At 46.6% G+C, this 25,786-nt stretch carries 27 protein-coding genes; 9 read left to right on the top strand and 18 right to left on the bottom strand.

Features of this window, described 5'->3' with window-relative positions; genetic code table 11:
- The first annotated feature begins 118 nt into the window (after positions 1-118).
- A complete protein-coding gene (gene ahpF / locus FIV04_RS18660) occupies positions 119-1,717 on the top strand; it encodes an alkyl hydroperoxide reductase subunit F (RefSeq protein WP_152470067.1) in 1,599 nt (532 codons plus the stop codon).
- A 97-nt stretch (positions 1,718-1,814) separates the two neighbouring features.
- On the opposite strand, the gene FIV04_RS18655 is transcribed toward ahpF, so the two are convergent.
- The 6 genes from FIV04_RS18655 to FIV04_RS18630 are packed head-to-tail and all read right to left on the bottom strand — an operon-like array spanning position 1,815 to position 8,543.
- Positions 1,815-3,638: a bifunctional sugar phosphate isomerase/epimerase/4-hydroxyphenylpyruvate dioxygenase family protein gene (locus FIV04_RS18655; protein WP_152470066.1), complete on the bottom strand. Its 1,824-nt coding sequence runs from the start codon at positions 3,636-3,638 to the stop codon at positions 1,815-1,817.
- Positions 3,639-3,649: 11 nt separating this feature from the next.
- Positions 3,650-4,720 carry a Gfo/Idh/MocA family protein gene (locus FIV04_RS18650; protein ID WP_152470065.1) on the bottom strand — a complete coding sequence of 357 codons (1,071 nt, stop codon included), beginning with the start codon at positions 4,718-4,720 and terminating at the stop codon, positions 3,650-3,652.
- Between the two features lie 43 nt (positions 4,721-4,763).
- Positions 4,764-5,693, bottom strand: coding sequence for an AEC family transporter (locus tag FIV04_RS18645; protein WP_152470064.1), 930 nt, complete (start codon positions 5,691-5,693; stop codon positions 4,764-4,766).
- 9 nt (positions 5,694-5,702) lie between these two features.
- Entirely contained in the window at positions 5,703-6,968 is a 1,266-nt protein-coding gene (locus FIV04_RS18640) for a TRAP transporter large permease (RefSeq protein ID WP_032553661.1), read from the bottom strand.
- Between the two features lie 9 nt (positions 6,969-6,977).
- Complete coding sequence (locus tag FIV04_RS18635; protein WP_150868302.1) at positions 6,978-7,478, bottom strand: TRAP transporter small permease; 501 nt, start codon at positions 7,476-7,478, stop codon at positions 6,978-6,980.
- 60 nt (positions 7,479-7,538) lie between these two features.
- Positions 7,539-8,543: a DctP family TRAP transporter solute-binding subunit gene (locus FIV04_RS18630; RefSeq protein WP_032553664.1), complete on the bottom strand. Its 1,005-nt coding sequence runs from the start codon at positions 8,541-8,543 to the stop codon at positions 7,539-7,541.
- A 424-nt stretch (positions 8,544-8,967) separates the two neighbouring features.
- Between FIV04_RS18630 and FIV04_RS18625 the strand changes: the two genes are divergently transcribed.
- The 5 genes from FIV04_RS18625 to FIV04_RS18605 all read left to right on the top strand — a co-directional run bounded on the left by FIV04_RS18625 (position 8,968) and on the right by FIV04_RS18605 (position 14,026).
- A complete protein-coding gene (locus tag FIV04_RS18625) occupies positions 8,968-10,185 on the top strand; it encodes a LysR family transcriptional regulator (protein ID WP_150868301.1) in 1,218 nt (405 codons plus the stop codon).
- A gap of 116 nt (positions 10,186-10,301) precedes the next feature.
- Positions 10,302-11,225, top strand: coding sequence for a DUF1932 domain-containing protein (locus FIV04_RS18620; protein ID WP_253895532.1), 924 nt, complete (start codon positions 10,302-10,304; stop codon positions 11,223-11,225).
- Positions 11,226-11,255: 30 nt separating this feature from the next.
- Entirely contained in the window at positions 11,256-12,209 is a 954-nt protein-coding gene (locus tag FIV04_RS18615; RefSeq protein ID WP_128163205.1) for a Gfo/Idh/MocA family oxidoreductase, read from the top strand.
- A gap of 11 nt (positions 12,210-12,220) precedes the next feature.
- Positions 12,221-13,225, top strand: coding sequence for an aldo/keto reductase (locus FIV04_RS18610; RefSeq protein WP_152470063.1), 1,005 nt, complete (start codon positions 12,221-12,223; stop codon positions 13,223-13,225).
- 66 nt (positions 13,226-13,291) lie between these two features.
- On the top strand, positions 13,292-14,026 hold the full coding sequence (locus tag FIV04_RS18605; RefSeq protein ID WP_032553670.1) for a PIG-L deacetylase family protein: 735 nt from the start codon (positions 13,292-13,294) through the stop codon (positions 14,024-14,026).
- 111 nt (positions 14,027-14,137) lie between these two features.
- Here FIV04_RS18605 and FIV04_RS18600 read toward each other — a convergent pair whose 3' ends face one another.
- From FIV04_RS18600 to FIV04_RS18570, 7 genes are all read right to left on the bottom strand, one after another.
- Positions 14,138-14,917 carry a helix-turn-helix transcriptional regulator gene (locus FIV04_RS18600; protein ID WP_152470062.1) on the bottom strand — a complete coding sequence of 260 codons (780 nt, stop codon included), beginning with the start codon at positions 14,915-14,917 and terminating at the stop codon, positions 14,138-14,140.
- Positions 14,918-14,937: 20 nt separating this feature from the next.
- A complete protein-coding gene (locus tag FIV04_RS18595) occupies positions 14,938-15,471 on the bottom strand; it encodes a YbhB/YbcL family Raf kinase inhibitor-like protein (protein ID WP_152470061.1) in 534 nt (177 codons plus the stop codon).
- Positions 15,472-15,708: 237 nt separating this feature from the next.
- Positions 15,709-16,548 (bottom strand): class III extradiol dioxygenase family protein, encoded by an 840-nt coding sequence (locus FIV04_RS18590; protein WP_061034043.1) that lies wholly within the window; start codon positions 16,546-16,548, stop codon positions 15,709-15,711.
- A 2-nt stretch (positions 16,549-16,550) separates the two neighbouring features.
- The gene (locus tag FIV04_RS18585; protein WP_105058664.1) at positions 16,551-16,901 is read right to left on the bottom strand and encodes a protocatechuate 4,5-dioxygenase subunit alpha; all 351 of its coding nucleotides are present in this window, start codon (positions 16,899-16,901) and stop codon (positions 16,551-16,553) included.
- A 1-nt stretch (position 16,902) separates the two neighbouring features.
- The gene (locus tag FIV04_RS18580) at positions 16,903-17,781 is read right to left on the bottom strand and encodes an amidohydrolase family protein (RefSeq protein ID WP_150868289.1); all 879 of its coding nucleotides are present in this window, start codon (positions 17,779-17,781) and stop codon (positions 16,903-16,905) included.
- Between the two features lie 27 nt (positions 17,782-17,808).
- The gene (locus FIV04_RS18575) at positions 17,809-18,873 is read right to left on the bottom strand and encodes a 4-oxalomesaconate tautomerase (RefSeq protein WP_152470060.1); all 1,065 of its coding nucleotides are present in this window, start codon (positions 18,871-18,873) and stop codon (positions 17,809-17,811) included.
- A complete protein-coding gene (locus FIV04_RS18570; RefSeq protein WP_152470059.1) occupies positions 18,866-19,543 on the bottom strand; it encodes a 4-carboxy-4-hydroxy-2-oxoadipate aldolase/oxaloacetate decarboxylase in 678 nt (225 codons plus the stop codon). Before FIV04_RS18570 ends, FIV04_RS18575 begins: the two co-directional genes overlap by 8 nt.
- A gap of 283 nt (positions 19,544-19,826) precedes the next feature.
- Between FIV04_RS18570 and FIV04_RS18565 the strand changes: the two genes are divergently transcribed.
- A complete protein-coding gene (locus FIV04_RS18565) occupies positions 19,827-20,666 on the top strand; it encodes a shikimate dehydrogenase (RefSeq protein WP_152470058.1) in 840 nt (279 codons plus the stop codon).
- A gap of 13 nt (positions 20,667-20,679) precedes the next feature.
- Positions 20,680-21,123 carry a type II 3-dehydroquinate dehydratase gene (aroQ, locus tag FIV04_RS18560; RefSeq protein WP_008216825.1) on the top strand — a complete coding sequence of 148 codons (444 nt, stop codon included), beginning with the start codon at positions 20,680-20,682 and terminating at the stop codon, positions 21,121-21,123.
- A gap of 25 nt (positions 21,124-21,148) precedes the next feature.
- Here the strand turns inward: aroQ and FIV04_RS18555 are convergent, their stop codons facing one another.
- From FIV04_RS18555 to FIV04_RS18540, 4 genes are all read right to left on the bottom strand, one after another.
- Complete coding sequence (locus FIV04_RS18555; protein WP_152470057.1) at positions 21,149-21,493, bottom strand: ribosome recycling factor family protein; 345 nt, start codon at positions 21,491-21,493, stop codon at positions 21,149-21,151.
- 8 nt (positions 21,494-21,501) lie between these two features.
- A complete protein-coding gene (locus tag FIV04_RS18550; protein ID WP_152470056.1) occupies positions 21,502-21,969 on the bottom strand; it encodes an OsmC family protein in 468 nt (155 codons plus the stop codon).
- A gap of 9 nt (positions 21,970-21,978) precedes the next feature.
- On the bottom strand, positions 21,979-22,371 hold the full coding sequence (locus tag FIV04_RS18545) for a GFA family protein (RefSeq protein ID WP_152470055.1): 393 nt from the start codon (positions 22,369-22,371) through the stop codon (positions 21,979-21,981).
- 100 nt (positions 22,372-22,471) lie between these two features.
- The gene (locus FIV04_RS18540) at positions 22,472-23,404 is read right to left on the bottom strand and encodes a LysR family transcriptional regulator (protein ID WP_152470054.1); all 933 of its coding nucleotides are present in this window, start codon (positions 23,402-23,404) and stop codon (positions 22,472-22,474) included.
- Positions 23,405-23,526: 122 nt separating this feature from the next.
- On the opposite strand from FIV04_RS18540, the gene FIV04_RS18535 reads away from it, so the two are divergent.
- Positions 23,527-24,633, top strand: a complete 1,107-nt coding sequence (locus FIV04_RS18535) for an alkene reductase (protein ID WP_152470053.1) — start codon at positions 23,527-23,529, stop codon at positions 24,631-24,633.
- Between the two features lie 269 nt (positions 24,634-24,902).
- Here FIV04_RS18535 and rlmJ read toward each other — a convergent pair whose 3' ends face one another.
- On the bottom strand, positions 24,903-25,772 hold the full coding sequence (gene rlmJ, locus FIV04_RS18530; RefSeq protein ID WP_152470052.1) for a 23S rRNA (adenine(2030)-N(6))-methyltransferase RlmJ: 870 nt from the start codon (positions 25,770-25,772) through the stop codon (positions 24,903-24,905).
- Positions 25,773-25,786 lie beyond the last annotated feature (14 nt).

Here is a 25,786-nt window from a genome sequence, read left to right as displayed (position 1 = left end):
AGGTTTTACCTACCAAACTAATAGAAACGTCCGAATTTACCAATTGTGATGGTCAAGGCAATATAGCTCCATCAGCGCAAAAGAGCGCCCCCGAACAGAAAAGAAAAGTAGGCATATCATGTTAGACCAAGCAATGAAGCAGCAACTGCAAACATACTTAGAATTCCTAAAAAATGACGTTAAGCTCGTTCTTAGCCTGGATGAAAGCGAAACAGCAAGCAAACTAGAGAAGCTGGCGAACGACATCTCAGAACTTTCTGACAAAGTTGTGGTTATCCGTGACGATAGCGCGAGTGATCGCAAGCCAATCATGCAAGTGCTGAACACCGAGAAAGGCACAAGCATCGGTTTTGCTGGCCTACCTATGGGTCATGAGTTCACTTCATTGGTATTGGCACTGCTACACAGTGGCGGTCACCCTATCAAGCTTGAAGACGATGTTATCGAACAGATCAGAAACCTTGGTCAGCCACTGAATGTTGAAATCTTCATTTCGCTTTCTTGCCAAAACTGTCCTGAAGTTGTGCAAGCGTTCAACATGATGTCAGCAATCAACCCGCTAATCAAAACAACCATGATTGATGGCGCAGCCTTCCAAGACGAAGTGAAGTCACGCGACATCATGGCGGTACCAAGCGTATTCATCAACGGTGAACTGTTCGGCCAAGGCCGTATGTCTCTGGCTGAGATCCTAAACAAAGTAGATTCTGGCGCAGCTGAGAAAAAAGCGGCGAGCCTAAGTAAGCAAGCACCATTTGACGTTCTTGTTGTCGGCGGTGGTCCTGCTGGCTCTTCTGCAGCAATCTACGCAGCACGTAAAGGCATTCGCACAGGTGTGGTTGCAGACCGCTTTGGTGGCCAAGTAATGGACACAATGGCGATTGAAAACTTCATCTCAGTGAAAGCGACCACTGGTCCTAAGCTGGTAGCTAGCCTAGAAGAGCACGTAAAAGAGTACGGCGTAGAGGTGATGACCGAGCAACGCGCGGCTAACATCATCGACGCTGAGGATACAGAAGACGGTTACATCCACGTTGAGCTAGAGAGCGGTGCAACCCTTCGAGCTCGCACCGTAATCACAAGTACAGGCGCACGCTGGCGCGAAATGAACGTTCCGGGTGAGCAAGAGTACCGCAACAAAGGCGTAGCGTACTGCCCACACTGTGACGGTCCACTGTTCAAAGGCAAGAAAACAGCCGTTATCGGTGGTGGTAACTCAGGTATTGAAGCAGCAATTGATCTAGCGGGCATCGTTGAACACGTAACAGTTCTTGAATTTGCAGACACACTGCGTGCTGACCAAGTACTTATCGACAAAGCGAACGCAACGCCAAACATCGAAATCATCAAGATGGCACAGACGACACAAGTGCTTGGCGATGGCAACCGAGTGACGGGTCTTGAGTACAAAGATCGCAACACTGATGAGATTAAGCGCATCGACCTAGCAGGTATCTTTGTCCAAATCGGCCTAATGCCAAACAGCGAGTGGTTGAAAGGCACTAAGGTTGAACTATCACCACGTGGTGAGATCGAGATTGACGCACACGGCGCAACATCAATGAAGGGTGTATTTGCAGCAGGTGACGTAACAACCGTACCTTACAAGCAGATCATCATCGCGATGGGTGAAGGTGCAAAAGCGAGCCTAGGTGCATTTGACCACCTAATTCGCAACCCAGCGCCAGTCGCTAAAAAAGTGGCAGAAGTAGCATAATCAAATAACGCTGCAAGCCTAACAAAAGAGAAAGCCACCACTGGACTCAGTGGTGGCTTTTTTTATGATTAATAAAATTGGTTTATAAAACTTCTCTTTAATCCTGATAAGACTGGGAAGCCAGACGAATAAAGGCGTTGGTTTCACCGTATTTCTTATACTCGCCCACTCGCTGCACCACTTCAAAGAACAGGCCGTTCACTTCCTTGGTGTAGAAGTGGAAAAACGCACCCGTATCATCTTCGGTGTAAAGAATGTTGTTTTGCTGTAGCTGTTCAATCGACTCATCTTCCAGATCGAATTGTGCCTGAATATCTAGGTAGTAGTTATTCGGGATCTTCAATTGATAGATAGGCGATAGGTTCGCCGCCGCTTTAAAGATGTCTCGACACTCAATGGCAATCTGATTGATGCTCGCACCATTGGAATCATTTAAGAATCGCTGAGCCGAAGTGCGCTTCGCGCTGGTGCTGTTGAGTGCGATCTTAATGTTCTCGTTCGGGCTCTTAATCGTGCGGCTAGTAATCAAGCCATTGATATCTGGAAGATCGAAGCTCTCTTCAGGAACAAAGCCAAAGATCGACTTATAGAAGAACATATTCGACAGCAAAGTCTCCGGCGACACCACCTGACCAATGTGGTCAACGCGAATCAAGTTATCGTTCGCAGCTGGTTGCTGCTCTACTGGCTTGAAATCCACGTCGTAAAATTTGTCTGCTTGGTTCTCATCCAAAAGATGGATCATCAAATTGCTAGAACTCTTAAGCGTTGGAATATCCAACTCATTCTCTTGACGAGCTTGGAAAATTGCTGGGCTGTTATAGCGCTTTGCCAGTTCAACCAAACGATCTGAATCTTTGGTTAATACGCCTAGCGCACACACAGATTCACCATGACCTTCTAAGTAAGCCTGAGCGTTGCTGTTTTTCTCATAGTTAAAGACGAAGTTAATATCACCTACTTGGTATAGGTCGACATTCTTACTCTTATGGCTGTGTGTTTTGCTAAAGCCCAATGATTCAATCACATCGGTAAATGGATTGTCTTCACGCTCTTTTACCGCAAATTCAATGAAGCTCAAATCAGACACGCTCGGCATCTCAAACAAGTTGTTGGTCTGATCTTCCAGCCATTTCAGCGAGCGTACGCCATCAACCGCTTTCTCTTTCGGAGAAGAGGCACGGAACTCATCATTAAACACTTCATGAGAGAGGTAATCATCGTAACCTTTATCTTTGAGTGTTTTCACAAAGTCGATCACTGGGAAATCACCTTGGCCTGGGAAGCATCGGTAGTGACGGCTGTATTGCAAAATATCCATCTGCATTTTTGGCGCATCAGCGACCTGAACCAAAGCAATCTTTTCCACTGGAATATCTTCACGCAGCGTATCTAACGTATTGCCACGCGCAAACATGTGAAAGGTGTCCAAAACCACACCAAGATTCGGATGGTCGACCATCTTCACCAAATTCCAAGCGTCATCGTAGTCGGCAATGTGACGACCCCATGCCAGAGCTTCGTAGCCCAATTCCATATCTTCACGCTTGGCAAGTTCTGCTAGGGCGTGCAGATCTTCAGCACAACGGTCGAGATTATTGGTCGAGAGTGGATTGACATTACTGCACATCATTAGGCGTTTCGTGCCCAGCTGATGCGCTAGATCCATCTTGCGCTCCATCATCTTGTATTTCTTTTCGCGCAAGCCATTTGGCATCCCTTCCATATCTCGGAAAGGTTGTAGAACCAAGATCTCAAGCCCCATGCTGTCAGCGATGCGTTTAACATCGGCTGCAGAACCACGGTACTGAGTTAAATCATTTTCAAAAATTTCGATGGCATGAAAACCGGCTTTTGCCGCTGCATGCATCTTCTGTTCAAGAGTGCCAGATAGACAAACGGTCGCGATTGAATACTTCATCCTAAACTCCCTTAATTAACCAGTGCAGTAACGTCTTGAACCGGAACGTATTGCTCCGTTTCTGTCGCTTTAATGATGGCGTCGATCACCAACAGATTTTGCAGGCCATCGTAAATGCTGACTTTTGGTGTCTGTTCTTCGCCACGAATTAGAGCGCAGAAGTGCTCAAGTTGACGCTTAAGTGGATCTTCACGCGTTACTGGCTCTTGGCGCTCTTCCATCGCATTCCACCAAGAAGGCGTCACCCCCTCTTTAAACGACTTAATCTGCATTGTCGGGATCGATAGCGAACCGTTGGTACCTGCCACGTGGTAACAATCTTCTGTTTCGTAAGTCGCGTAGGTCTTGTTTTCTTGCGAGGTTTGTTCCCAGCTACGCGGGCTTGCCGAGGCATCAGACAACATGAATGAACCCAGTGTGCCATTGGCAAATCGCAGCGAGATTGCAGTTGTGTCTTCCACTTCAAACTCGCGGGTCGCGCTTGAATTCAGAGCCTGAACGCCAACAATGTCACCAACCAAATGACGTAGATTGCCAATCTCATGAATCATGTTAATTAGGATCGGGCCGCCACCTTTAACTTTGCGCCACTCGCCTTCGTTGTAGTAGTAATCAGGTTTGTAGAACATCGCGCTGCCCATGATAGATACCGTCTTACCCAGTTCGCCGCTGTCGATGATTGACTTAGCTGTCTCTAGCAGTGGGCTGTAAGCACGGTGGTGACCAACCAGCATTTTTGCTTCTTCACGATTTGCGTGTTTAAGAAGCTCAATGGCATCTTCGATCGAATCAGTAACAGGCTTCTCGACAATGGCAGGCACGCCAGCATTAATACACTCGTGCGCTTGAATAGCATGCAGACGATTTGGTGTCGCCAAGATCACACCGTCCGGCTTGTCTTGTGCAAACAGCTCTTCTAGGCTGGCATAAACCTTAACGCCATACTCTTCCGCAACCTCTTTGGCACCCGGAGAAGGATCAACAATCGACGCCAACTGACATTGCGCGTTTTCAGAAACCAGTTTGATGTGTGTTTTCCCGATCAGACCTGCCCCAGCGACAGCAATTTTAACTTGTTCCATGTTATGACCTTATTTTTCATTCACGCTCTACAGGCGTCTATTTTTATGATGATGTTGTGATAGCAATTACGACGGACAGCGAGAGTCCAGAGGCCACCGTCGTTATAATTAGAGTGTTTAAACAGAAGCGTTGTTGTTGATAGAGCCCACCTAAAATCGGGTAGATAGACAACATAGGAGACGCAGCAAAAATCAATAAGACATACTTGAGGTCTCCCTCTACGGGTAGCGTCATCAGCAGCGCAACGACCACCAATGGGAAGAACACCAGCTTCATGGAAGAGACAAAAGCGATTCGTCTGAACTGTTCAAATCTCAGTGACTGCCCCAGCGCTCCACCGATAGCAAATAGCGCCAATGCGACCGATGTTTTCGCAAAAATGGATACCCCTTCAGTCACGAATTCTGGCAAGCGAATTCCCGTGATATTCACGATCAAGGCAAAGCTGATCGCTAAGATAATCGGGTTGCGACTAATACGCCCCGCAACAATCTTTAGCTGCTCACTGATGCTTGACGAACGACCTTGAGCAAACTCCAGTGAAATCAAACTCAACGGGATAAACACCAAATTCTCAATCAGAACACACATTAAAAATGCTTCTATAAACTGACCGTCGTACAGTGATAGCACCACTGGAAAGCCAACGAACGCGCTGTTTGGCATACCGCTACCCAGACCATTGATAAAGCTTTCCGTCCAAGTGGACTTAAGCAGGCCCTTGCTCACCAATATCGCCACGGTCATCGCACTCAAGCCCGCAATGGCGTACACCAGCATGAAGTTGACGTGGATGACTTGCCCTAACTCAATGCTACTCAAGCTGCTGATGATCACTGCTGGCAGCGATACATACAGCACGAACTTGCTCACCTCAGCGACGAATTGTTGGCTAAAAAAGCCTTTTTTGGTCGTGAGGAACCCTACTGCCACGATAAAAATCAGTGGCAGCAACACTTCAAATACAAACATTGTTTTTCTCTAGTAGCCGAATAACTTCGGTAAGAAGAGCACGCTTTGTGGTACGAAAGTGATGAAGAACAGCACCACAACTTCCAGTAGGAATAGAGGAATCACTTGCTTAGATATCGCAGCAATCCCGACCTTGGAAATGGTATTGGATACAAACAGACAGATGCCCATTGGTGGTGTAATCAAACCAATCATTAGGTTGAAGATAACCACAATGCCAAAGTGAACAGGGTCGATACCAAAGCTCATCGCAATCGGATGGAAGATTGGAATCAGGATTAGCATGGCTGCAATGCCTTCAAGGAACAGGCCCACCGCCAGTAGGATTAGGTTCACCATGATTAGGAACATAATCGGATCTGAGATCGTGCTAAGCACCTGTTGGCTAATGTATTGAGGTACACGCGAGAAGGTTAGTAGCCAGTTTGCTACAGAGACAACGGCAATCAGAATCAAGACGATAGAAGAGTCACGCATTGAGCGCATAAACACTTCAGGTAAGTCACTGACTTTGATTGATTTGTACATGAACATACCTACCGACAGCGCATAGAATGCAGCAAATGCGGCCGCTTCCGTCGGTGTCACGATACCCATTAGAATCGAGCCAAGGATAAAGATTGGCATCGTTAGCGGTACAAAGGCTTTAACCAACGCTTTACGACGGCTTGTTCGCACACCGGTATTCACAATCTTATGCTTGGTCGCATAAAAGAAAACAAACACTGACAGGGCAATCGCCGACAAAACACCCGGAACAATACCCGCTAAGAACAGAGCAGGAACCGAGACACCACTGGCGATAAGCGCGTAGATGATCACTGGAATGCTCGGTGGGATCATAGGACCAATCACCGAAGAAGCTGCGGTCAGTGCCGATGAAAACTCTTTGCTGTAGCCCTCTTTTTCCATCTGAGGGATAAACACTCGGCCCAGTGCAGAAGTATCTGCTACCGCGGAACCTGAGATCCCCGCAAACATCACCGAAGACCAAATATTTACTTGTGCTAAGCCACCACGGAAGTGTCCAACCAAGGCGTTAGCAAAATCGATAATACGATTCGTAATACCACTCTTGTTCATCAGCTCACCAGCCAGAACAAACAGTGGAACAGCCAGAATAGAGTATGAATCTAATCCGCTAAAAATTCGTTGTGCAACAAGGCTGATTGAGATTGGAGTGCTCGTTACGTAGAACGACATAGCCAAAATAATGGCAAACACTAACGGAACACCAAATACGAGCATACCGCCCATTAAAGCTATTGATGGCATAGTAGATCCTTATACATCACCTTGAGTGAGAGAAGAGACAGGCGCATTGGCGCGTCGAGAGAGCGTGACGTGTTGTGCGAGACGTAATAGAGCGGCAACAAACAGACAGATACCACCAACAACTAACGCAGACTGGAAGTAAGCCATATTCAAACCAATACCTGGTGATTCGATACCACCGCGTTTCATGACGAATAGGTAACCTGAGTAAGTCATGATGCCCGCCGATACTAGCACTGCGATATCAACTACAATCGCCAATACCTTTTGGAAAATGGCCGACTTGACTGAATCTAGAACCGCAAATTTAATGTGCAGCCCTTCTAGGTAACAGAGAGACGTACCAAACATCACACCGTAGATCATTGAGTACTTACACAGCTCTTCACCCCATAGAATTGAGGTATTGAAAAAATAGCGCGAGATGGTAGTGACCAGCATAACTGCAAACAGTACAAACAGAGACGAACCTGCGCAGAATGCCAATAGTTTTTTATATTGTTCCATCATAGTTCCCTATCTCCTTGGGAAAGCGCAGCATTGAGACCATCAATGCTGCGAACATCAGAGTTACTTCGTTGCAGTCTCAACCGCTTGAAGTGCGCCATCGATCCATTTCGAATCTACAGTGCCTTCAAGCCATTTGATTACCGCAGGCTGAGTTTTGTCGCGGAATTGCTTCTGCTGCTCTGCTGTCAATGACGTGATCTTCATGCCTTTCTTACCTAGCGTTTCTAGACCTTCTGCAGAGTTAACCTGCTGAACAGCTCGGCCAACCGTACCTGCAACTTGCGCTGCACGGTCGATGATCGCGCGGTCTGCATCAGATAAACCTTGGTAAAAGTCGTCATTCATTAATAAAAAATCGGTGCCATAAACGTGGCCATCCAGTGTGATGTACTCTTGCAGCTCGTAGAACTTATTCGCGCTAATAACGCTCACTGGGTTTTCTTGACCATCAATAACACCGGTTGTTAAAGCAGCTGGTACTTCCGGGAATGCAATAGGCGTTGGCTCAGCGCCTAAAGATTTCAGCAACTCAACATAAAGCGGGGTTGTCATTACACGAATTTTCAGACCTTTTAGGTCATCAGGAGATTTGATTTCACGTTTCGAGTTAGTGAAGTGACGGAAGCCTGTCTCACCGTAAGCCAGGTTACGCAGACCTGTCTGTTTTAAACATTGCTCATTAAGTTGTTGGCCAAACTCGCCATCCAACACTTCCCAAGCAACAGGTGCTGAAGGGAAAAGGTAAGGAATTTCAAGAACATTGGCTTCTTTACACAATTTAGAGTAAGCGCCAGACACCATCGTCATGGTCAGCATTCCCTCTTGCGTTGACTGAAGCAGTTCTGTTTCGCCACCAAGTTGACCTGATGGGTAGATGTTAACCGCAATACGACCACCAGATTCCGCTTCTACGATATTTTTGAATACCTGTGTCGCGGCCCCTTTCTTAGAGATCGTCCAATCCTGAGAGTCGACATGACCTATTGTGATATCGATATCCGCAGCTGATGTGTTTGCAGCAAATGCCAGTGATACAGCCAGTGATAGTGTCTTTATAGTTTTCATTCTATGGAACCTCCTGTTTCATTGCCGATAAAACTAACACTAGGAATTAACAAAACAAAATTCACTTACTGAAAGCATTATTCAAAAATTAGATAACCCTCGTTATCAAAAGGTCGAAAGCCATAATAAATAAACACATAAAATCAGAAACTTAAAACCAAAATATAAACATAATCACCATCAATAAATGGTTAAATCTGATATTTTACAAATTGGTTAATTTTGGAGAATTAAGTCACACTTTGGAAACAATATATCGTTCGCTACTTCATAGAGCGTTTGAATTCCGTTACTAATATGTCCATTGATAAGGGCGTCAGCTATTTCGAGCCAGATCATAAATAGAGTTATAGCTCTAAAGCATCAAAGTGTGATTTATTTCATATTTCGTACTGTAACCGGTAGTCAGTGGTAAGGAAACCGTATGTTTAATATCCCCAATTTGCGCCATCTTAGGGCGATCTCAGAAGTCGTTCACACAGGAAGTATCAGCAAAGCATCTGACACGGTTTTCCTCTCTCAACCCGCAATTACACAAGCCATCTCTAAGCTTGAAAAGAGTATGAATAGTGAGCTATTTGAACGTACCAGTGATGGTATGACGCCAACAAAACAGGGCGAAGCTTTCGCTTTTCGAATTGACCGTGCGCTGGAAAACATCAGCCAAGGCATCTCAAATGCGCTCAAGATTGCCACAAAGCAACGTAAAAATAGTGTGCAGCGTTATCTGTTTAATATCACCACCACTCAACTAAAAGCGCTCGTTGCTGTCGCTAACGGACAAAGCTTTACCGAGGCGAGCCGATTACTTGAAGTGTCTCAATCATCAGTCTATCGAGCATCAAAAGATCTTGAAGAAATACTCGGGTTTACTCTGTTTGAAAAGACCAGTACTGGCATTGCCCTCTCGAAGGCAGGAGCGGCGCTAGACAAGGCAAGCAAGCTTGCTTTTGTTGAAATAAAACAAGGGCTTGATGAAGTAAACCTACTAAGTAACCGACACGGTTCAGTGATCACAGTAGGCTGTTTACCTCTCGCGAGAACCTGCTTGCTTCCAAGTACCATTAATGAATTTTCCAAGGCTTATCCTGACTGCCAAATACACGTGATTGATGGCCCATATAAAGATCTCCTCAACCATCTAAAATATGGTGAAATTGATATTCTAATTGGCGCTCTGCGCTTTCCCGTTCCTAGTACCGATATTCGCCAAGAAACGCTATTTGAATCGAAGAACACCATTTTATCGCGAGCTGATCATCCTTTAGCGACTAAAGAGAAAGTCAGTATCAAAGAACTTCAAGAATCGAGCTGGGTTGTCTCCTCCAGTGCAACACCCGCCCGCAAGATGTTCGAAGATATGTTTACCAAGGCCTCACTTGAAGTACCGAGTCGTTTGATTGAGGCAAGCTCTCAGATGCTAGTCAAAGAGCTATTACTGGGCAGTGATCGATTAACCCTTCTTTCTCAACATCAAATCAGACGCGATCTCGATGAGGGGCATTTAGTTGCTCTTCCCTATGAAGGCGAAGAACAATCCAGACCCATTGGTTTAACGGTACGTAAAAACTGGTTTGCCACTTCTGTACAAACTCACTTCTTAAAATTATTGCGAACAAACGGGGTAAAAATGTCTCTTTAATAACCCTAATTTTTTCAAAATTGAATACCCTTTGAATTAATTTGATTATCCGCACCCAATACCAAATGATAGTGTTTGACCATAGCCAAAGATAATTAACGAACAAAAAGGTGGTTATGGTGAAAGTCAGTAGGATTGCGTTTATTGGTTTTGGTGAAGCAGCCAAAACCTTTATTTCAAGCTGGAACAATAAAGCGCCAGAGATAATTAACGCCTTTGATATAAAAACAAACAATGTATTCACCCGAGAAAATAAACTTCTCGAATATATTGACCAAGGTGTGCAAGGGACATTTCGCCCTGAAGAAGCCATTCACGGTGCGCAATTTATTTTTTCTTTAGTCACCGCAGACCAAGCTGAACAAGCACTGCAGCAGATCGTAGGCTCTCTGACTGAAAAACAGGTTGTACTCGACTGCAACTCTTGTTCACCACAAACCAAACAAAAACTGGCAAAACTGGTTAAAGCGCAAGGCGCTGAGTACATCGACATTGCCATCATGGCGCCAGTATTGACATCACAGCCTAATATTCCGCTCTACCTATCCGGACAAAAAGCCGACAAGGTCGCGGAATACCTAGGTCTGCTGGGTTTCGACGTTGAGGTTATCTCAGAAAACGTTGGTGATGCATCAAGCATAAAAATGATGCGCTCAGTCATGGTCAAAGGCTTAGAGGCGCTAACCACAGAGTGCGTTCTGGCAGCTCGTAAATCAGGTGTTGAACATCACGTACTCAAGTCATTAAGTCACACCTACCCAGGGTTAGAGCTGAGTCACCTAAGTCGTTACCACATGGAACGCATGCTCAACCACGGTCAGAGACGCCACGCAGAATTAAAAGAGGTCGCTACGACATTAAACGAGTTAGGCATGAGTCACTCGATGGTCGAGGGTGCAATGAACTGGCATCAATCGCTCGGTGAACTCAACATCGAAGCGTCAGAGCAACCTCTAGCTCAACTGTCAGACCAGATCATAGAACAACTGCAGGTCGCGGATACTGAATCGACCGCAACGAAATTACAAAATATCCAATAGTTTAATCGCTTGAATACAAAAGGAATGATTATGAAAGTGTGTGTAGTAGGCGCTACGGGTGCATTCGGCCAAAAACATTTAGAGGCACTGCGTAATATCGACGACGTTACCGTTACAGCAATGGTTGCCCCTGAAGCGGACAAGCTTGATCAACTCATCACAGATTACAATCAAACAGCTCAAGGTTTCTCTTCACTTGAAGAAGCACTGAAATCTGACAACGTCGATGCTGTGATTCTAGCAACACCAACTCAAATGCATGCTGAGCAAGCTATCGCATGTATGGAAGCTGGCAAGCATGTTCTGGTTGAAATCCCAATGGCAGACAACATTGAAGACAGCTACAAAGTGGTTGAGACTCAAAAGAAAACTGGTGTTGTCGCTATGGCTGGTCACACTCGCCGATTCAATCCAAGCCACCAGTGGATCCACAACAAGATCGCAGCTGGCGAGCTAAACATTCAACAAATGGATGTTCAAACTTACTTCTTCCGTCGCACCAACACTAATGCCAAAGGTGAACCGCGCACTTGGACTGATCACCTACTATGGCATCACGCTTGTCACACTGTTGACCTTTTCCAATACCAAACCGGTGAGAAGGCATCAAAGATTCAAGCACTGCAAGGCCCGATTCACCCAGAGCTAAATATCGCAATGGACATGAGCATTGGTATGAAAACGCCATCTGGCGCGCTATGTACGCTATCACTCTCATTCAATAACGACGGTCCATTTGGCACCTTCTTCCGCTACATCTGTGACGAAGGCACCTACATCGCTCGCTACGACGATCTATTCGATGGCAAAGAGAACCCGATTTCACTGGAAGGTGTCGCGGTTTCAAACAACGGCATCGAACTGATCGACCGTGAGTTCTTCGATGCGATTCGTACAGGCCGCGAACCAAACTCAAGTGTTGCAAGTTGCCTACCAGCTATGGAGACACTGCACGCATTAGAACAACTGCTAGAGCAAGAGTAAGGAGCCCGGCGATGATTACTATAGGTGAGCACTCACTCGCGCCAGTTGCCCTTGGATGTATGAACGTTTCTCACGCATACGGAACACCTCCAAGTGAAGAGTACAGCATCAAGCTACTTAATAAGGCGCTGGATCTTGGCTACAACATGCTGGATACCGCAGCTCTTTATGGGTTTGGTAACAACGAGAAACTACTCGCTAAAGCAGTAGGTCATCGCCGCAATGAATTCTTCCTTGCCAGCAAGTGCGGCATGTTTAAAGGCCCTGACGGTAAACGCGCAATTGATGGTCGCCCACAAACCATTCGTCAAACCTGTGAAGAGGCGCTGCAACGTCTCAATACCGATGTGATTGACCTCTACTATCTGCACCGCTGGGATAAATCAGTGCCGATTGAAGAGAGTATTGGTGAACTTTCAAGACTGGTTGATGAAGGCAAAATCAAACACCTTGGTCTATCTGAGGTATCGGCAACCACGCTGGAAAAGGCACACCAAATCCACCCGATAACAGCGGTTCAGTCAGAGTATTCATTGTGGTCACGAAACGCAGAGATCGCAGTGATTGATAAATGCCAAGAGCTGGGAAGTACCTTTGTATCTTTCAGCCCTGTAGGGCGCGGCATCCTGAGTGGCGAACTGCAAAGCAACCAATTTGTCGATGGTGATATTCGCAATGCGATGCCGAGATTTAATGCAGAAAACTTTGAAGCTAACTTGTCGGCTGTAAACAAGTTCGCTTCTCTGCTGCCGATTTTTGCTGAAGAGAATGTATCACTACCAGCGCCAACTCTGGCTCAATTTGCCTTGGCATGGACGCTGGCTAAAGCACCTCACTCAATTGCATTACCAGGCACCACTAACTTTAAGCATCTAGAAGATAACTTGAACGCGCAGCACTACACGGTTTCGAACGCCCTGCTAGAGCTGGTTGAACGCACGGTTCCGCAAAAGGCATTTGTTGGCGGTCGCTACAACGCGCCCACACAAGCCGAAATCGATACCGAACAATTTTAACCGAATAAAGAACATAGAAGACACGCTCATCAAGAAGAGCTCAAGAGTAAATAAAGGATTAATAACATGACAACAAAGAAAACAGCTTTAGTAATCAGTGCCCATTCAGCAGACTTTGTATGGCGTTGTGGCGGTGCCATCGCCCTTCACCAAAAACTGGGCTACGAAGTGACCATTGCATGTCTTTCATACGGTGAGCGTGGCGAGTCTGCAAAGCTATGGAAACAAGAGGGCATGACACTTGAAGACGTTAAGCGTATTCGTCATGAAGAAGCGACAGCAGCAGCGGCAGCGCTTGGCGTAAGTGACATTCGTTTCTTTGACTTCGGTGATTACCCACTGGAAATCGACAAAGAAGGTAAGTACCAAATCGTCGACCTGATCCGTGAGATTCAACCAGAGTTCATCATGACGCACTCTAAATGGGACCCGTACAACACAGACCACATGTACGCAACTGAGATCACTCTACAGTGCCGCATGATCGCACAAGCTTGGGGTCATAACCCAGGTGAGAAAGTACTCGGCGCACCTCAGGTTTACTTATTCGAACCGCACCAAAGTGAGCAGATGGAATGGAAACCAAATACCTTCCTAGATATCTCTGAAGTATGGGAAAGCAAGAAAGCGGCCATTGAATGCATGCAAGGTCAAGAGCACCTATGGACCTTCTACGAGAACCTAGCAGAAAACCGTGGCAACCACTTTAGACGTAACTCAGGTGGCCAAGCGGGCGGCAGAAGCTGTCAACACGCTGAAGGCTTCCAAGCTATCTTCCCACAGTGTGTTGATTCGCTGTGAAGCCTTTAAATAATTATCTCGACCGATAAACGAGGCAAAGCCCCGCAACGCTGCGGGGCTTTTTATTATCGGTAATCACCTACTCTTCGCTGAGCACAGCAAGCACCTAAACTAAGCCGTTATCGTTCTGAAATAATCCGTAGGCGTTAGGCCAAACTTGTCCTTAAAACGCTGGCTAAATCGCCCCTCAGATTGATAGCCACACGCCAAGGCTAACTGAGCAACATTGCTGTAGCCACTCTGTATCAAATACAAGGCATGAGCCAAGCGAACTTCGGTAAGCACCTCACGAAATTGAGTGCCTTCTCGTTTTAATTTACGAATCATGGTCGCACGACTCATGGCAAATTGTTGCGCGACTTCGTCCAGAGCATGCTTATCACTGGGTGAGCGAGCTAAGTAGCGACTTAACTGCTGACGAAAGCTTGTATTTATACTTGGAAAAAGTTGATGTAAAACGCCTTTTTCTGCCAACTGCTGATACAAACCAAGCACCCAAAAACGCTGAGTCTCATGACTTATCGTTTGGGATTGAAACGAAAATAGCGCATTAAGCGTACTTTGTAGTGCCGTATCAGAATGGAAAAAAGGCGCTACTTCTTCACAAGCTCTGTCGTAACTCAGTTCCAGCATTTCCTTGGTTGGAGAGCATTGAAACGTAAATACCCGAGATAGAAATCGCCCTTTCTGCGGCAGGTTCTCAAAACTCAACGAAGCGGAGGCTTCACACAACAACAGCTCAGTATTCGAGAGATCTTGAACAGAGTCTTTCCAAAAAAGTCGCTTACTCCCAGCCATGATCTGAATAATACTTGGAGAGTGGACTCGCACATTTCTGAGTTTCTGAAGTTGTTCGGCTCGAAACAGAGTCACTTGATACTGAGCGCTCATTACGTCTCCTAATTGGTCGACTAACGTGTGTAAGTTGCCGTTAGTGTGGCCTTGTCGATAGCAATGCTGTTGAGTGTAAAGCCTACCACGGCTGGCGGCGTATTCTCATCGAGGCCTAAGGTCGCCTTTGGCAGTGCCCAAACCGTAAACTGATAGCGGTGCATACCGTGACCTTTTGGCGGACAAGCACCGCCAAAACCTGTACTTCCGTAATCGATACGAGCCTCTTTCCCACCAAGCTTGCCGATATCAACGCCTTGTTCTAACTCCGTTGTTTTGCTTGGAATATCAAACGCGACCCAATGCCAAAAACCACTGCCTGTTGGTGCGTCTGGATCATAAGCAGTGATAGCAAAACTCTTGGTGCCTTCCGGTACATCTTTCCACATCAGTTGCGGCGACACATTGTCGCCATCACAGCCCCAGCCCTGATATTCAAATGTCTTAGCCATTGGATGGCCTTCCTGAATGTCTTGACTAACCAGTTCAAATGCTTGAGTTGAGCCTGCGGTAAAAAGACCTAGTGCGAGTAGAGATAGTGTTGGTAGTTTCATTGTTTGATTCCTTTTGTGAGTTCGGAATCAGTCTATCGTCAATAACATCGCACAATATCTCTATAAGTATCACACTGAGTTTAATTTAAGCAACATTTGATACTTTTAGGGATTTCGGAAATTATTATGGCGCGAGAGCCAAAAAGAAATACGGCTTTATAGCTGTATTGCCCAGGTAAAGAAAAGCCCCAGAGCACGACGCTCTGGGGCTTTAGAAAGATTAAATCTGAAATTGATCTAACGGTTTTCTATCAACATGGTGCCAGCGCCGGTATTCGACACGGGTGCGTGATAACTGCTTTTCAGCACATTAAGCTCGCCCGTCAATGCTCCACGCATACCAAGCCACATAATGAATTCCGCACCTTGCGCACCACCCTGCTCTACTAAGTCGTAGATCGAAAGCTTAGTCAGCTCTTCTGGGTTGTCGATCAGCTTCTTCATGCAGTAAAGGTCGAACTCTTTATTGATAAAACCAGCACGCTCACCGTCCAACTGATGAGAAAGACCACCAGTGCCAAGTACGACAACCTTCAAGTCTTTATCGTAGCTTTCAACGGCCTTACCAATCGCTTTACCTAGGTCGTAACAACGCTTGGGTGATGGCATTGGGTGCTGTTCTACGTTGATACATACCGGAATCACCTTCATGTGACCGTAGCTGAAGTTTGGCCACATCAGCTGCATTGGCACAGTCAGACCATGGTCAACTTTCATCTCTTGGCAGATGGTAATATCGAACTCGTTCTCAACCAGCTCGTTACAGATGTGCCATGACAGCTCTGGATCACCGTTGATCTCTGGAATAGTCGGAATACCCCAGCCTTCATCAGCATTCTTATAACTTTGTGCTGCACCAATGGCGAAGGTCGGTTTCTTATCTAGGAAGAACTCTAAGCCGTGATCGTTATAAAAAACGACCGCAACATCTGGTTGAACTTCATCTAGCCAGTGGTGAATCGGTGGATACGCATCAAACAAAGGCTTCCAGTATTCAGTTTGTTGTAGATTGTTCTCAATTGCTTTACCAATTGAAGGAATGTGGGAAGTGGTAATTCCGCCAACGATCTTTGCCATAACTATTTCCCTGCCTCTACTAACATCTGTTTAAATTCTTCAACTGTCATACCCGTTTGCATCGCACCAATGTCTTGCATGTTTAGTCCCAACATACCGACGAATTTAGCAAGGTAATAGATACTGCCACCTTCTGCGATCAGCCCTAAAACGTCACGCTCTTTGATCGCGGTCTTTTGAGCTTCCGTCAGGCCATACTTGTCACAGTAAGCCATTTCATCGGCTGAAAACGCATCACGCCCCGCTTGTTCGTTCAATGAATGACACATCTTGTTCAAGCCATAGCCTTTACGCGCCATCGCGCCATCAAACATGGTTGTGCCGGGGATCGGCTTGTTATTTAGGTAAGTCATGTTACACGCTCTCCGGCCAGTAAAGTTTCATAGGGTTAGTAACAAGTAGTGCTTGCTGCTGCTCAACAGTAGTGGCAATTTGTGGAATCACATCCACTAAGTGGCCATCGTCTGGAGTGTGCGATTTCATGTTTGGGTGTGGCCAGTCGGTTCCCCAAAGTACGCGGTTTGGAAACAGATCAACCAAGGTTTTAGCAAACGGCACCACATCGGAGTAATCCGGTGGCGTTTGAGTCAAACGCTCTGGGCAGCTCACTTTGCACCAGATATCTGGGTTACGCTCCATCAGAGAAATAAACTTACCAAACTCTTGGCTATCAACACCTTTTGCCACATCAGGACGACCCATATGGTCAATCACTACCGTCATGTTGAGCTCTTCTAAAAATGGCGTTACATCATCAATATCTTGCGCTTCAAAGTAGACCACAACATGCCAGCCTAATGGGCGAATCTTCTCCGCAATCGCTTTAAGCTTTTCAGTTGGTACTGTATCAACCAAGCGCTTCACAAAGTTAAAGCGAACACCGCGAACGCCAGCTTTGTCCATCGCTTGTAGCTCTTCGTCAGTGACAGTTTCGTCAACGAATGCAATGCCACGAGCTAACTCACCAGCGGTCTCTAGCGCATCAACAAGCGCGCGGTTATCGGTACTGTGGCAAGAAGCCTGAACAATCACATTACGGCTAAAGCCTAAATGATCACGCAGGGCAAAAAGCTGCTCTTTTGACGCGTCGCACGGGGTGTACTTACGTGCCGGAGAGTAAGGGAATTTAGCCGCAGGACCAAAAACGTGACAGTGGCTATCCACTGCGCCTTCTGGCACCACAAACTTCGGCTTGCTTGGATTTGGGTGGAACGGTAGGTAATCAGCGTCCATGTTTCTTCCTTGTTATTTTCAGCAGGCTTACAGCCCAAATACGGTGCCATCGAACAGCTTTCTTGCTGTGCGAAGGATCGCGGCGGACTTCACTTGATTTTGTTCAACGTCTAGCACCACACTCATCTTTCCGATTGGGTGTTCAACATCGATATGTATTTGTTTTTCTATTTCGACTTCAGCAAGTTGCTTGGCTGGGGCGTCATTCAAGATGCAGGCACTCGCGACACTCACCGCACCTAGCACGCCAATCGACGCATGGCAGCGATGAGGGATAAAAGTACGCGTTGAAATACCACCACCATATTGAGGTGCGCTCACCAGTGTCATTTTCGGCACGCTTAGCTCACGAACATCGCCGAGATTCATCATTGGCCCAGCTTGCAGGCGTATCGACTCCAGACGTTGCTTAAGTTCTGCGTTGTCGTCCAATTGCTCGCGGGATTCGTCACCAGTGAGGCCAAAATCTTGCGCTCTTAACACCACGACAGGCATACCGTTATCAATCAGAGTGACGCCCACGCCATCAATCACGTCGACTTCGTTCCCCGTTGGCAATAAAGCGCCGCAGGTAGAGCCAGCCGTATCTTCAAAGCAGACCGCTAGCGGGGCCGCGGTATTAGGGACTCCATCAATATGGCAGTCACCAACATAAGTCACTTGCTTGTTTGGGGTTTGCACAGTAACCGTTGCTACCTGCTGTGTATTCTCCATGAAGATGCGAACCGAGGTTTGACCCTCTTGTGCTTCAACTAGTCCACGTTCAATCGCAAACGGTGCAACACCCGCTAAAATATTGCCACAGTTTTGCTTGCCACTAATAAGCTTTTGGTCAACAAATACCTGTTGAAATAGGTAGTCAACGTCGACGCCTTCACGTTTTGACGATTCCACTATCGCAACCTTGGAGGCGAGCGGGTCTGAGCCGCCAATTCCGTCGATCTGTCTTGGGTCGGGGGTGCCCATCATCGACAGTAAAAACTGCTCACATGCTTGCTCGCTCTCTGGTAAATCCTTGCGCAGGAAATAGGCTCCCTTTGATGTACCAGAGCGCATCCACATGCACGGTGCACTGAAGGGATGGCTAGACATATTTCAGACCTTTCTCTTCTAGGCGGCCGCGCATTTGATAGATGTCCAGACCCAACTCGCCGTTCGCCAATCGAATACGCTTTGCTTCTTCACGTTCAATACGCGCTAATGATTCATGCAGAACTTCTTCCGCCTCCTCACGACGCACAACCACAACACCATCTTCATCCGCGACCATCACATCGCCTGGGTAAACCAGAGCGCCTGCACAGTTCATTGGTACGTTCACCGAGCCCAGAGTCTCCTTGATGGTACCCTCACTGAAGATCGCCTTAGACCATACTGGGAAATTCATTTCACGAAGGTCACGAGTGTCACGTACGCCACCTTCGATGATAAGACCGACAACACCGCGCGCTTGCGCCGATGTCGCTAGCAAGTCGCCAAAGAAGCCGTGATTAGAAGGAGAAGTCGGTGCGAATACTAAGAAGTCACCCTCTTTTGCTTGCTCGATCGCTACGTGCATCATCCAGTTATCACCCGCTGCACCTGAGATGGTCAATGCAGAACCCGCAACCGCGTCGCCTTGGAAAATTGGGCGCATGTAGTGAGCCAATAAACCTTTACGGCCCTGAGCTTCATGAATGGTAGCCACACCACATTGACGCAGACCTTCAATAAGCTCTTTGTCTGCGCGCTGAATATTTTGTACTACGACGTTGTTCTGCATTTGTTTTCCCTCTTAATACATTTCGGCAGGTGAATCCCTTCAAAGGTGGTTACTGCTCGCTGATGTATTCACTATAAAGAGGTGCTGACAAACGCGATATTTCAATTATTTCGCAAGGTATAAGATTTTGAGATAGGGAGTGCAATTACACCAGTTGCCGCTTAGGTGCTGCGCCCTGCGTTATCGGTAATCTTCAAAAATTGAATGGGTGTTAGGAAAAAACAATTATCGCGAGAAAGAGGGTTTTGCTAGCGTAGTGACAAATAACGATAAGGAGTGAATCATGATTCAATGTCGACTAATAGGGCAGAACATCCAACGTTCTCAATCGCCAGATTTTCACAATACCCTTGCTGAACAGCTTAATATTGAACTGCACTATCAACTCGAAGAGCTTATCACCAACAGCGAAGAAGCACTCCACCAGCACACAACTGACTTGTTCGACAACGAGATTGATTCAGCTAACGTTACCTACCCCTACAAAGAACAAATTCTATCGGTCGCCGATCAGCTCGCGCCTTGTGCCAAGCGAGTTGGTGCGGCTAATACACTGGTTAAACGTGACCAACAGGTCATCGCTTACAACACAGACTACAGTGGCTTTATCGCTGCATTTAACCAATTTGGTCAGCACAAGCCGGGCAAAGTAGTAGTGCTTGGTTGTGGTGGCGTCGGCAAAGCAATCTGCTTTTCACTTGCCGATCTCGGTGCGACAGAGATCGCAATATATGACCGGGATCTAACAAAAATGAATAGCCTAGCGAAGCTGCTTGCGGCTGAGAATATAGATACCGTATGTTTGAATGAAACGACGCTAGCAACAGCGGTACAAAAAGCAGAAGGTGTCCTCAATTGCACGCCAATCGGTCACTATCAAACACCCGGTTGCCCAATTGAAGCCTCTTGGTTTCAGGAGCAGGCTTGGTGTTTTGATGCCGTATACACACCGCGGGAGACAGAGTTTCTAAAAGCCGCACAGCAGAAATCGATCAATACGTTGAGTGGTTTTGAGCTCTTTTTCCATCAAGCCCATGATGCGTTCACCCTGTTCACCGGTGCCCAAGTTTCAACTCAACAACTCAATACTTTTAAGCAAACACAGCTTGCGAATTTACGTTAAGGACAATGACTCAATGAAAAAAATCTTAATACTCAACGGACCAAACCTGAATCTACTTGGCACACGTGAGCCTGCACAATACGGCTACGAAACACTGGCTGACGTAGAAGAAAACTGCCGCAAAGTCGCAGCGGAGTACGGTTATGACGCTGAGTGTTTCCAAAGCAATACTGAAGGCAGCCTAATTGATGCTATTCACAAAGCGGGCCGCGAGTTTACTCAAGGTGAATGCGCTGGCGTTGTGTTTAACCCGGGCGCTTACACGCATACATCGATTGCTCTTCACGATGCGATCAAAGGTGTTGAGGTACCTGTGGTTGAAGTACACATCTCTAACGTGCATGCACGCGAAGCTTTCCGCCATCACTCGTACATCTCACCTGTTGCAGCAGGCACCATCATAGGTATGGGCACAAAAGGCTACAAATTAGCTTTGGATTTTTTGTTAGATAAATAATCAAACGGATTAAGCCGAGGGGCGCTCACAGCCCTTCAAACTCATCAATCGCGATGCGCGCTTCTGCGAGTGAACAGCCAGATTCACTGACTAGTTGAGCGACCGTCATCGACGGTGTTTGTTGAAGCAGTTGTTGCAAGCAAACAGTTGGCTTAGGTAATACTTTGTCAATCGCAGTCACTATCCAAAATAAGGGAGCATCGCTAAGTTGCTCCCTTAATTTATGTAGCTGCGCCTCTTCACCCGTCAGCATCCAATTCCGAGAACGTCGAATGCGTTTTAACTGACAGCCACTCTCGGCTGCTAAGGCGATCACCTGCGCCTTATCTGGCACTCGGTGGACAAAGCTATTTAGTACAACTGAAAACATAATGTAGGTTACGAGTCTATCTCTACCGTGATCTCGGTTTTTACAGAATTGGCAATGAAGCAGTTACTGTGCGCCAGATGGTGCAGCTTTTCGAGCTGTTTATCCGTAGGGCGCTTATCACCAACAAATTGGATTTGAGGTCTAAGCGTAACATGGCTCACCCAAGCGCGCCCTGCTTTATCTTCCTCAAGAACGCCAATCGCATCATCAATGTAAGACTCGATCACATACTTACGCTTAGCTGCAATGCCCAGAAACGTCAGCATGTGACAACTGGCAATAGCAGCAATAAAGGCTTCTTCAGGATCAACATTTTCTTCAACAGAGAGTGGTAGTGGCACCACATGAGGCGATGACGACGCAGGTACAACAACGCCACCATCAAATTCCCACGTATGCCCGCGACTGTATTGGTTATCGCTAAAAGCCTCATCTTCGCCTTTCTGCCAGCGAATCAGAGCACCATAATCAGACATGTTTTCTCCTTAGCGATCCGCAGGGTGGTTCACACCATCATTAGTCACCACATCACCAATATCGAAAGGGTTCACCCCTTCTAAACAACCAATATTGAACCCGTATTCATTTGGGCTAGAGCGACGTTGATGGTGGGTATAAATACCGCAGTTCGAACAGAAGTAGTGCTTCGCGGTGTTGGTATTGAATTGATATAACTTAAGATGCTCTGCACCTTTAAGGATCTTGATGCCATCCAAGGCAACTGAGCCAACAATCGCCCCTTTACGACGACAGATCGAGCAATCGCAGCGACGTGGCTTTTCGATTCCGTTAGGTAGGCTGAGCTCTAACTCCACCGCACCGCAATGGCAGGTCGCTTTATGAAATGGTTTGATCACCGTATTGCCAACTATTTTCATTGTTCTCTCCAGTAACATCCATGTATTGCTCACATCATAACCAGTTCAGCCAATTCTGTCCGTAGTCCCGTTTTCAGTTCGAGAGTTTTGTCATATCGCGTTAATTAATTGATTTATCGGTCAAACGACCAAAATTATCGATTAGAAAGTCCAAGAACAGCCGAATTCGCTTAGGTTGATACTTCTTGCTGATGTACACCACATTCAAATCGGCGCTCGATACAGAGGTCGAGGTATTGAAGTTTTTCATATAGCCGTTGAGCAGAGTGACAAGGCGTTGGTTGTTGATGTCGTCCTGCACATCCAATACTGATTTGAGCGCAATACCCTCACCTTTTAATGCCCAGTAGCGAATCACTTCACCGTCGTCTGAGAATCGCTTTGGAATAACGGTAATCGACTTCTTCATGTCGTGATCTTGGAAATGCCATGTCTTGAGCTCTTCATTGCTACGTAGCATTGCCAAACAGTCATGCTCTACTAAGTCTTGTGGCGTTAACGGCGTTCCATGCTTGGCAAGATATTCAGGAGAAGCACACAACACACGTCGGCTCGGGGATAAACGTCTTGATATCAAACTGCTGTCGACTAACTGTCCGTAGCGAATCACCACATTCATGCCCGACTCTGCAATATTCGACAGGTTGTCGTTCAAATACAGGTAAGGGATCACGTCAGGATATTGCTGACAGAACTCCGACAAGATTGGCAAAACGTACTGCTTGCCGATATCTTTCGGTGCGGCGATCTTTAATGGACCTTTAACCTCTTTGACACCGTTTTGAATCAGGTTTTCGGCTTCGCTAACGTTATCCAATATCTCCAAACACGCCTTGTGATATAGCTCACCAGAGTCAGTCAAAGACACATGTCGAGTACTTCGATTCAACAGCTTCACGCCATATCGCTCTTCCAGTGCTTGTAGCCTTGCCGTCATGGTCGCAGGTGATAAGCCTAGCTCTCGCCCTGCCGCAGCCAACCCTTGATGCTTCACGATACTGACGAACATCGCCATGTCTGAAAACTTATCCATGCTACTTCTTCCTCATCACACTATTCATCTCATCCGAATAATGAATTCATATTTTAGCTAATTATCATATTCAGTCGAATAAATAAAATGGTCCCTATCAGCAGAAAATAGGAATTCTCAACATGACTAAATTATTCAACAAGGCGCAATTAAAAGAGTTAGCCCTACAAAACCGTGTCGTTATGGCACCCATGACCCGAGCTCGAAGCAGCCAACCGGGCAATGTACCAAACGAAATGATGGCAACCTATTACCAACAACGTGCTAGCGCTGGGCTTATCATCACTGAAGCGACGCAGATCTCTGATGACTCTCAAGGCTACTCATTCACTCCCGGCGTCTATACCGATGCACAAATTGAAGGTTGGAAGTCAGTAACCACAGCAGCCAAAGCACAAGGCGCAGCAATATTCTGTCAGCTCTGGCATGTCGGCCGCGTGTCTCACCCTACCTTTCAAAAAGGCGAACTGCCGATCGCACCGTCAGCTTTGGCTCCAATAGAAACTCAGGTGTGGATTTCTGATGAGAATGGCAACGGCAATATGGTCGATTGCATCCGACCAAGAGAGATGACCCAAGCAGACATCGATCGAGTGGTTCAAGACTTTGCGAACTCAGCAAAAAAAGCCATCAAAGCAGGGTTTAATGGTGTCGAGATCCACGGTGGTAATGGTTATCTTATCGATCAATTCCTAAGAACCAACTCAAACAAGCGCACCGACAACTACGGTGGCAACCGCGAGAACCGACTTCGCTTTTTGATTGAAGTGGTGGATGCCGTCATTGATGCAATTGGCGCAGACAAAGTGGGCGTACGCTTGGCGCCTTTCATCACCTTCAAAGACATGAACTGCCCAGACATAGTGCCAACGATTTTAGAAGCTGCAAAAGCACTACGAGCACGTGATATCGCCTACCTTCACCTGTCAGAAGCCGATTGGGATGATGCGCCTGCTATCCCTGAAAGCTTCCGAATTGAGCTAAGAGAGCTATTCTCTAACACCATCATCGTCGCAGGCAGCTACACGCCTAAGCGCGCCGAAGAAGTGTTAAGCAAAGGCTACGCCGATCTCGTCGCATTTGGTCGCCCATTTGTTGCCAACCCAGATTTGGTATCACGCCTGCAAAACGGCAGTGAGTTAGCACGACTCGATGGAGCCACTCTATTCGGCGGCAATGAAAAAGGTTATATCGATTATCCTACGTTAAAACAGCCTCAAACGGTGTAAAAGCTAAACGATAGGCAAAAGAAAGGCTCGCGTGACTAGTGCGAGCCTAATGCTGTTTAGGGGGTAAACTGCATAGATTGAAATGGAGATTATTTGTTTAAGTGTGTCGCAATTCAAACCTGAATTTGGGCAACTCTCCGTTTGTAAGTCTCAGTTTTAAATGATTAACGAGAATTAATCAACTTTTATAAGTTAGAGCTAGGTCAATTAAAACCTTATCTTTTACAATGACTTATTAACATGCTGTTCGCTTAGCTATGCCAACTTAGTTATGCTAAGCCACGCATTTGCCAATACCCTTCGCCGTGGGTTGCCAGATCTCGATGCAAAAACTCCAGAATATCGGCGACTTTGCCTGCAAGTCCCTGCGGCGGATTAAACAACAGCAATCCACTACCTATCAGGCGGTCATCCCCTTTCGGATCTCGCAATCTTAACTCAGCCTTAATTGGGTTCGGCAGCTCTTCTGCTTGCATTGCATCAAAGCAGTGGCTGAGGATCAGCGAGCTCTTATCTTCGGTGTACAGCGGGTACCAAATTAACGCCGACACCTTATCTGACTTCTGATAGGCCTTGGCCAGCGCATCGATAACCGCAAGGTACTCATCGTCACTCTCGTAAGGCGGATCAATTACTACTAATTGATGTCTGTCACTCTTGGCAACAATATCTGGAAGTGCTTTCAACCCGTCTCCAGCACTGACATGCAACGCACTTGAGACGCCACGTTGTTGCTGAATCTCTTCGATATTTGAACGTAACAGATCTGCTTCAGATTGCTGAATATCGGAGAAGTAGAAGTTGTCTTGGCTGCGCCCATGCTGATAAGCAATCGCTGCCGACCCAGGATAGTCAGTAATCAGTTGATTAGGGTTGTAGTATTCCAAGATCGAGATAAATGATGAGAAGGCATTTGGTAGATAACCCTTGTTACGCCATAGATACCCGACGCCTTCGGCAAACTCGCCCGCATGATTGCTCGGCGCTGTGGTTAGGTCGTATCGCGCAGTCCCTGAGTGCGTGTCAATCACGGTCAAACTTGAGTGCTGCTGCATGAGCATTTTAACGAATTCACTCAATACTGGATGTTTGAGTGCATCCCCATGATCGCCTACGTGACATTGATGTCGATATTCCATTGCTTTGCCTCATT

Origin of the sequence: Vibrio sp. THAF190c (assembly GCF_009363355.1) — a bacterium.
Taxonomy (GTDB): Bacteria; Pseudomonadota; Gammaproteobacteria; order Enterobacterales; family Vibrionaceae; genus Vibrio; species Vibrio fortis_A.
The sequence above is the reverse complement of the archived record's forward strand: the minus strand, read 5'-3'. Positions and strand labels throughout refer to the sequence as shown.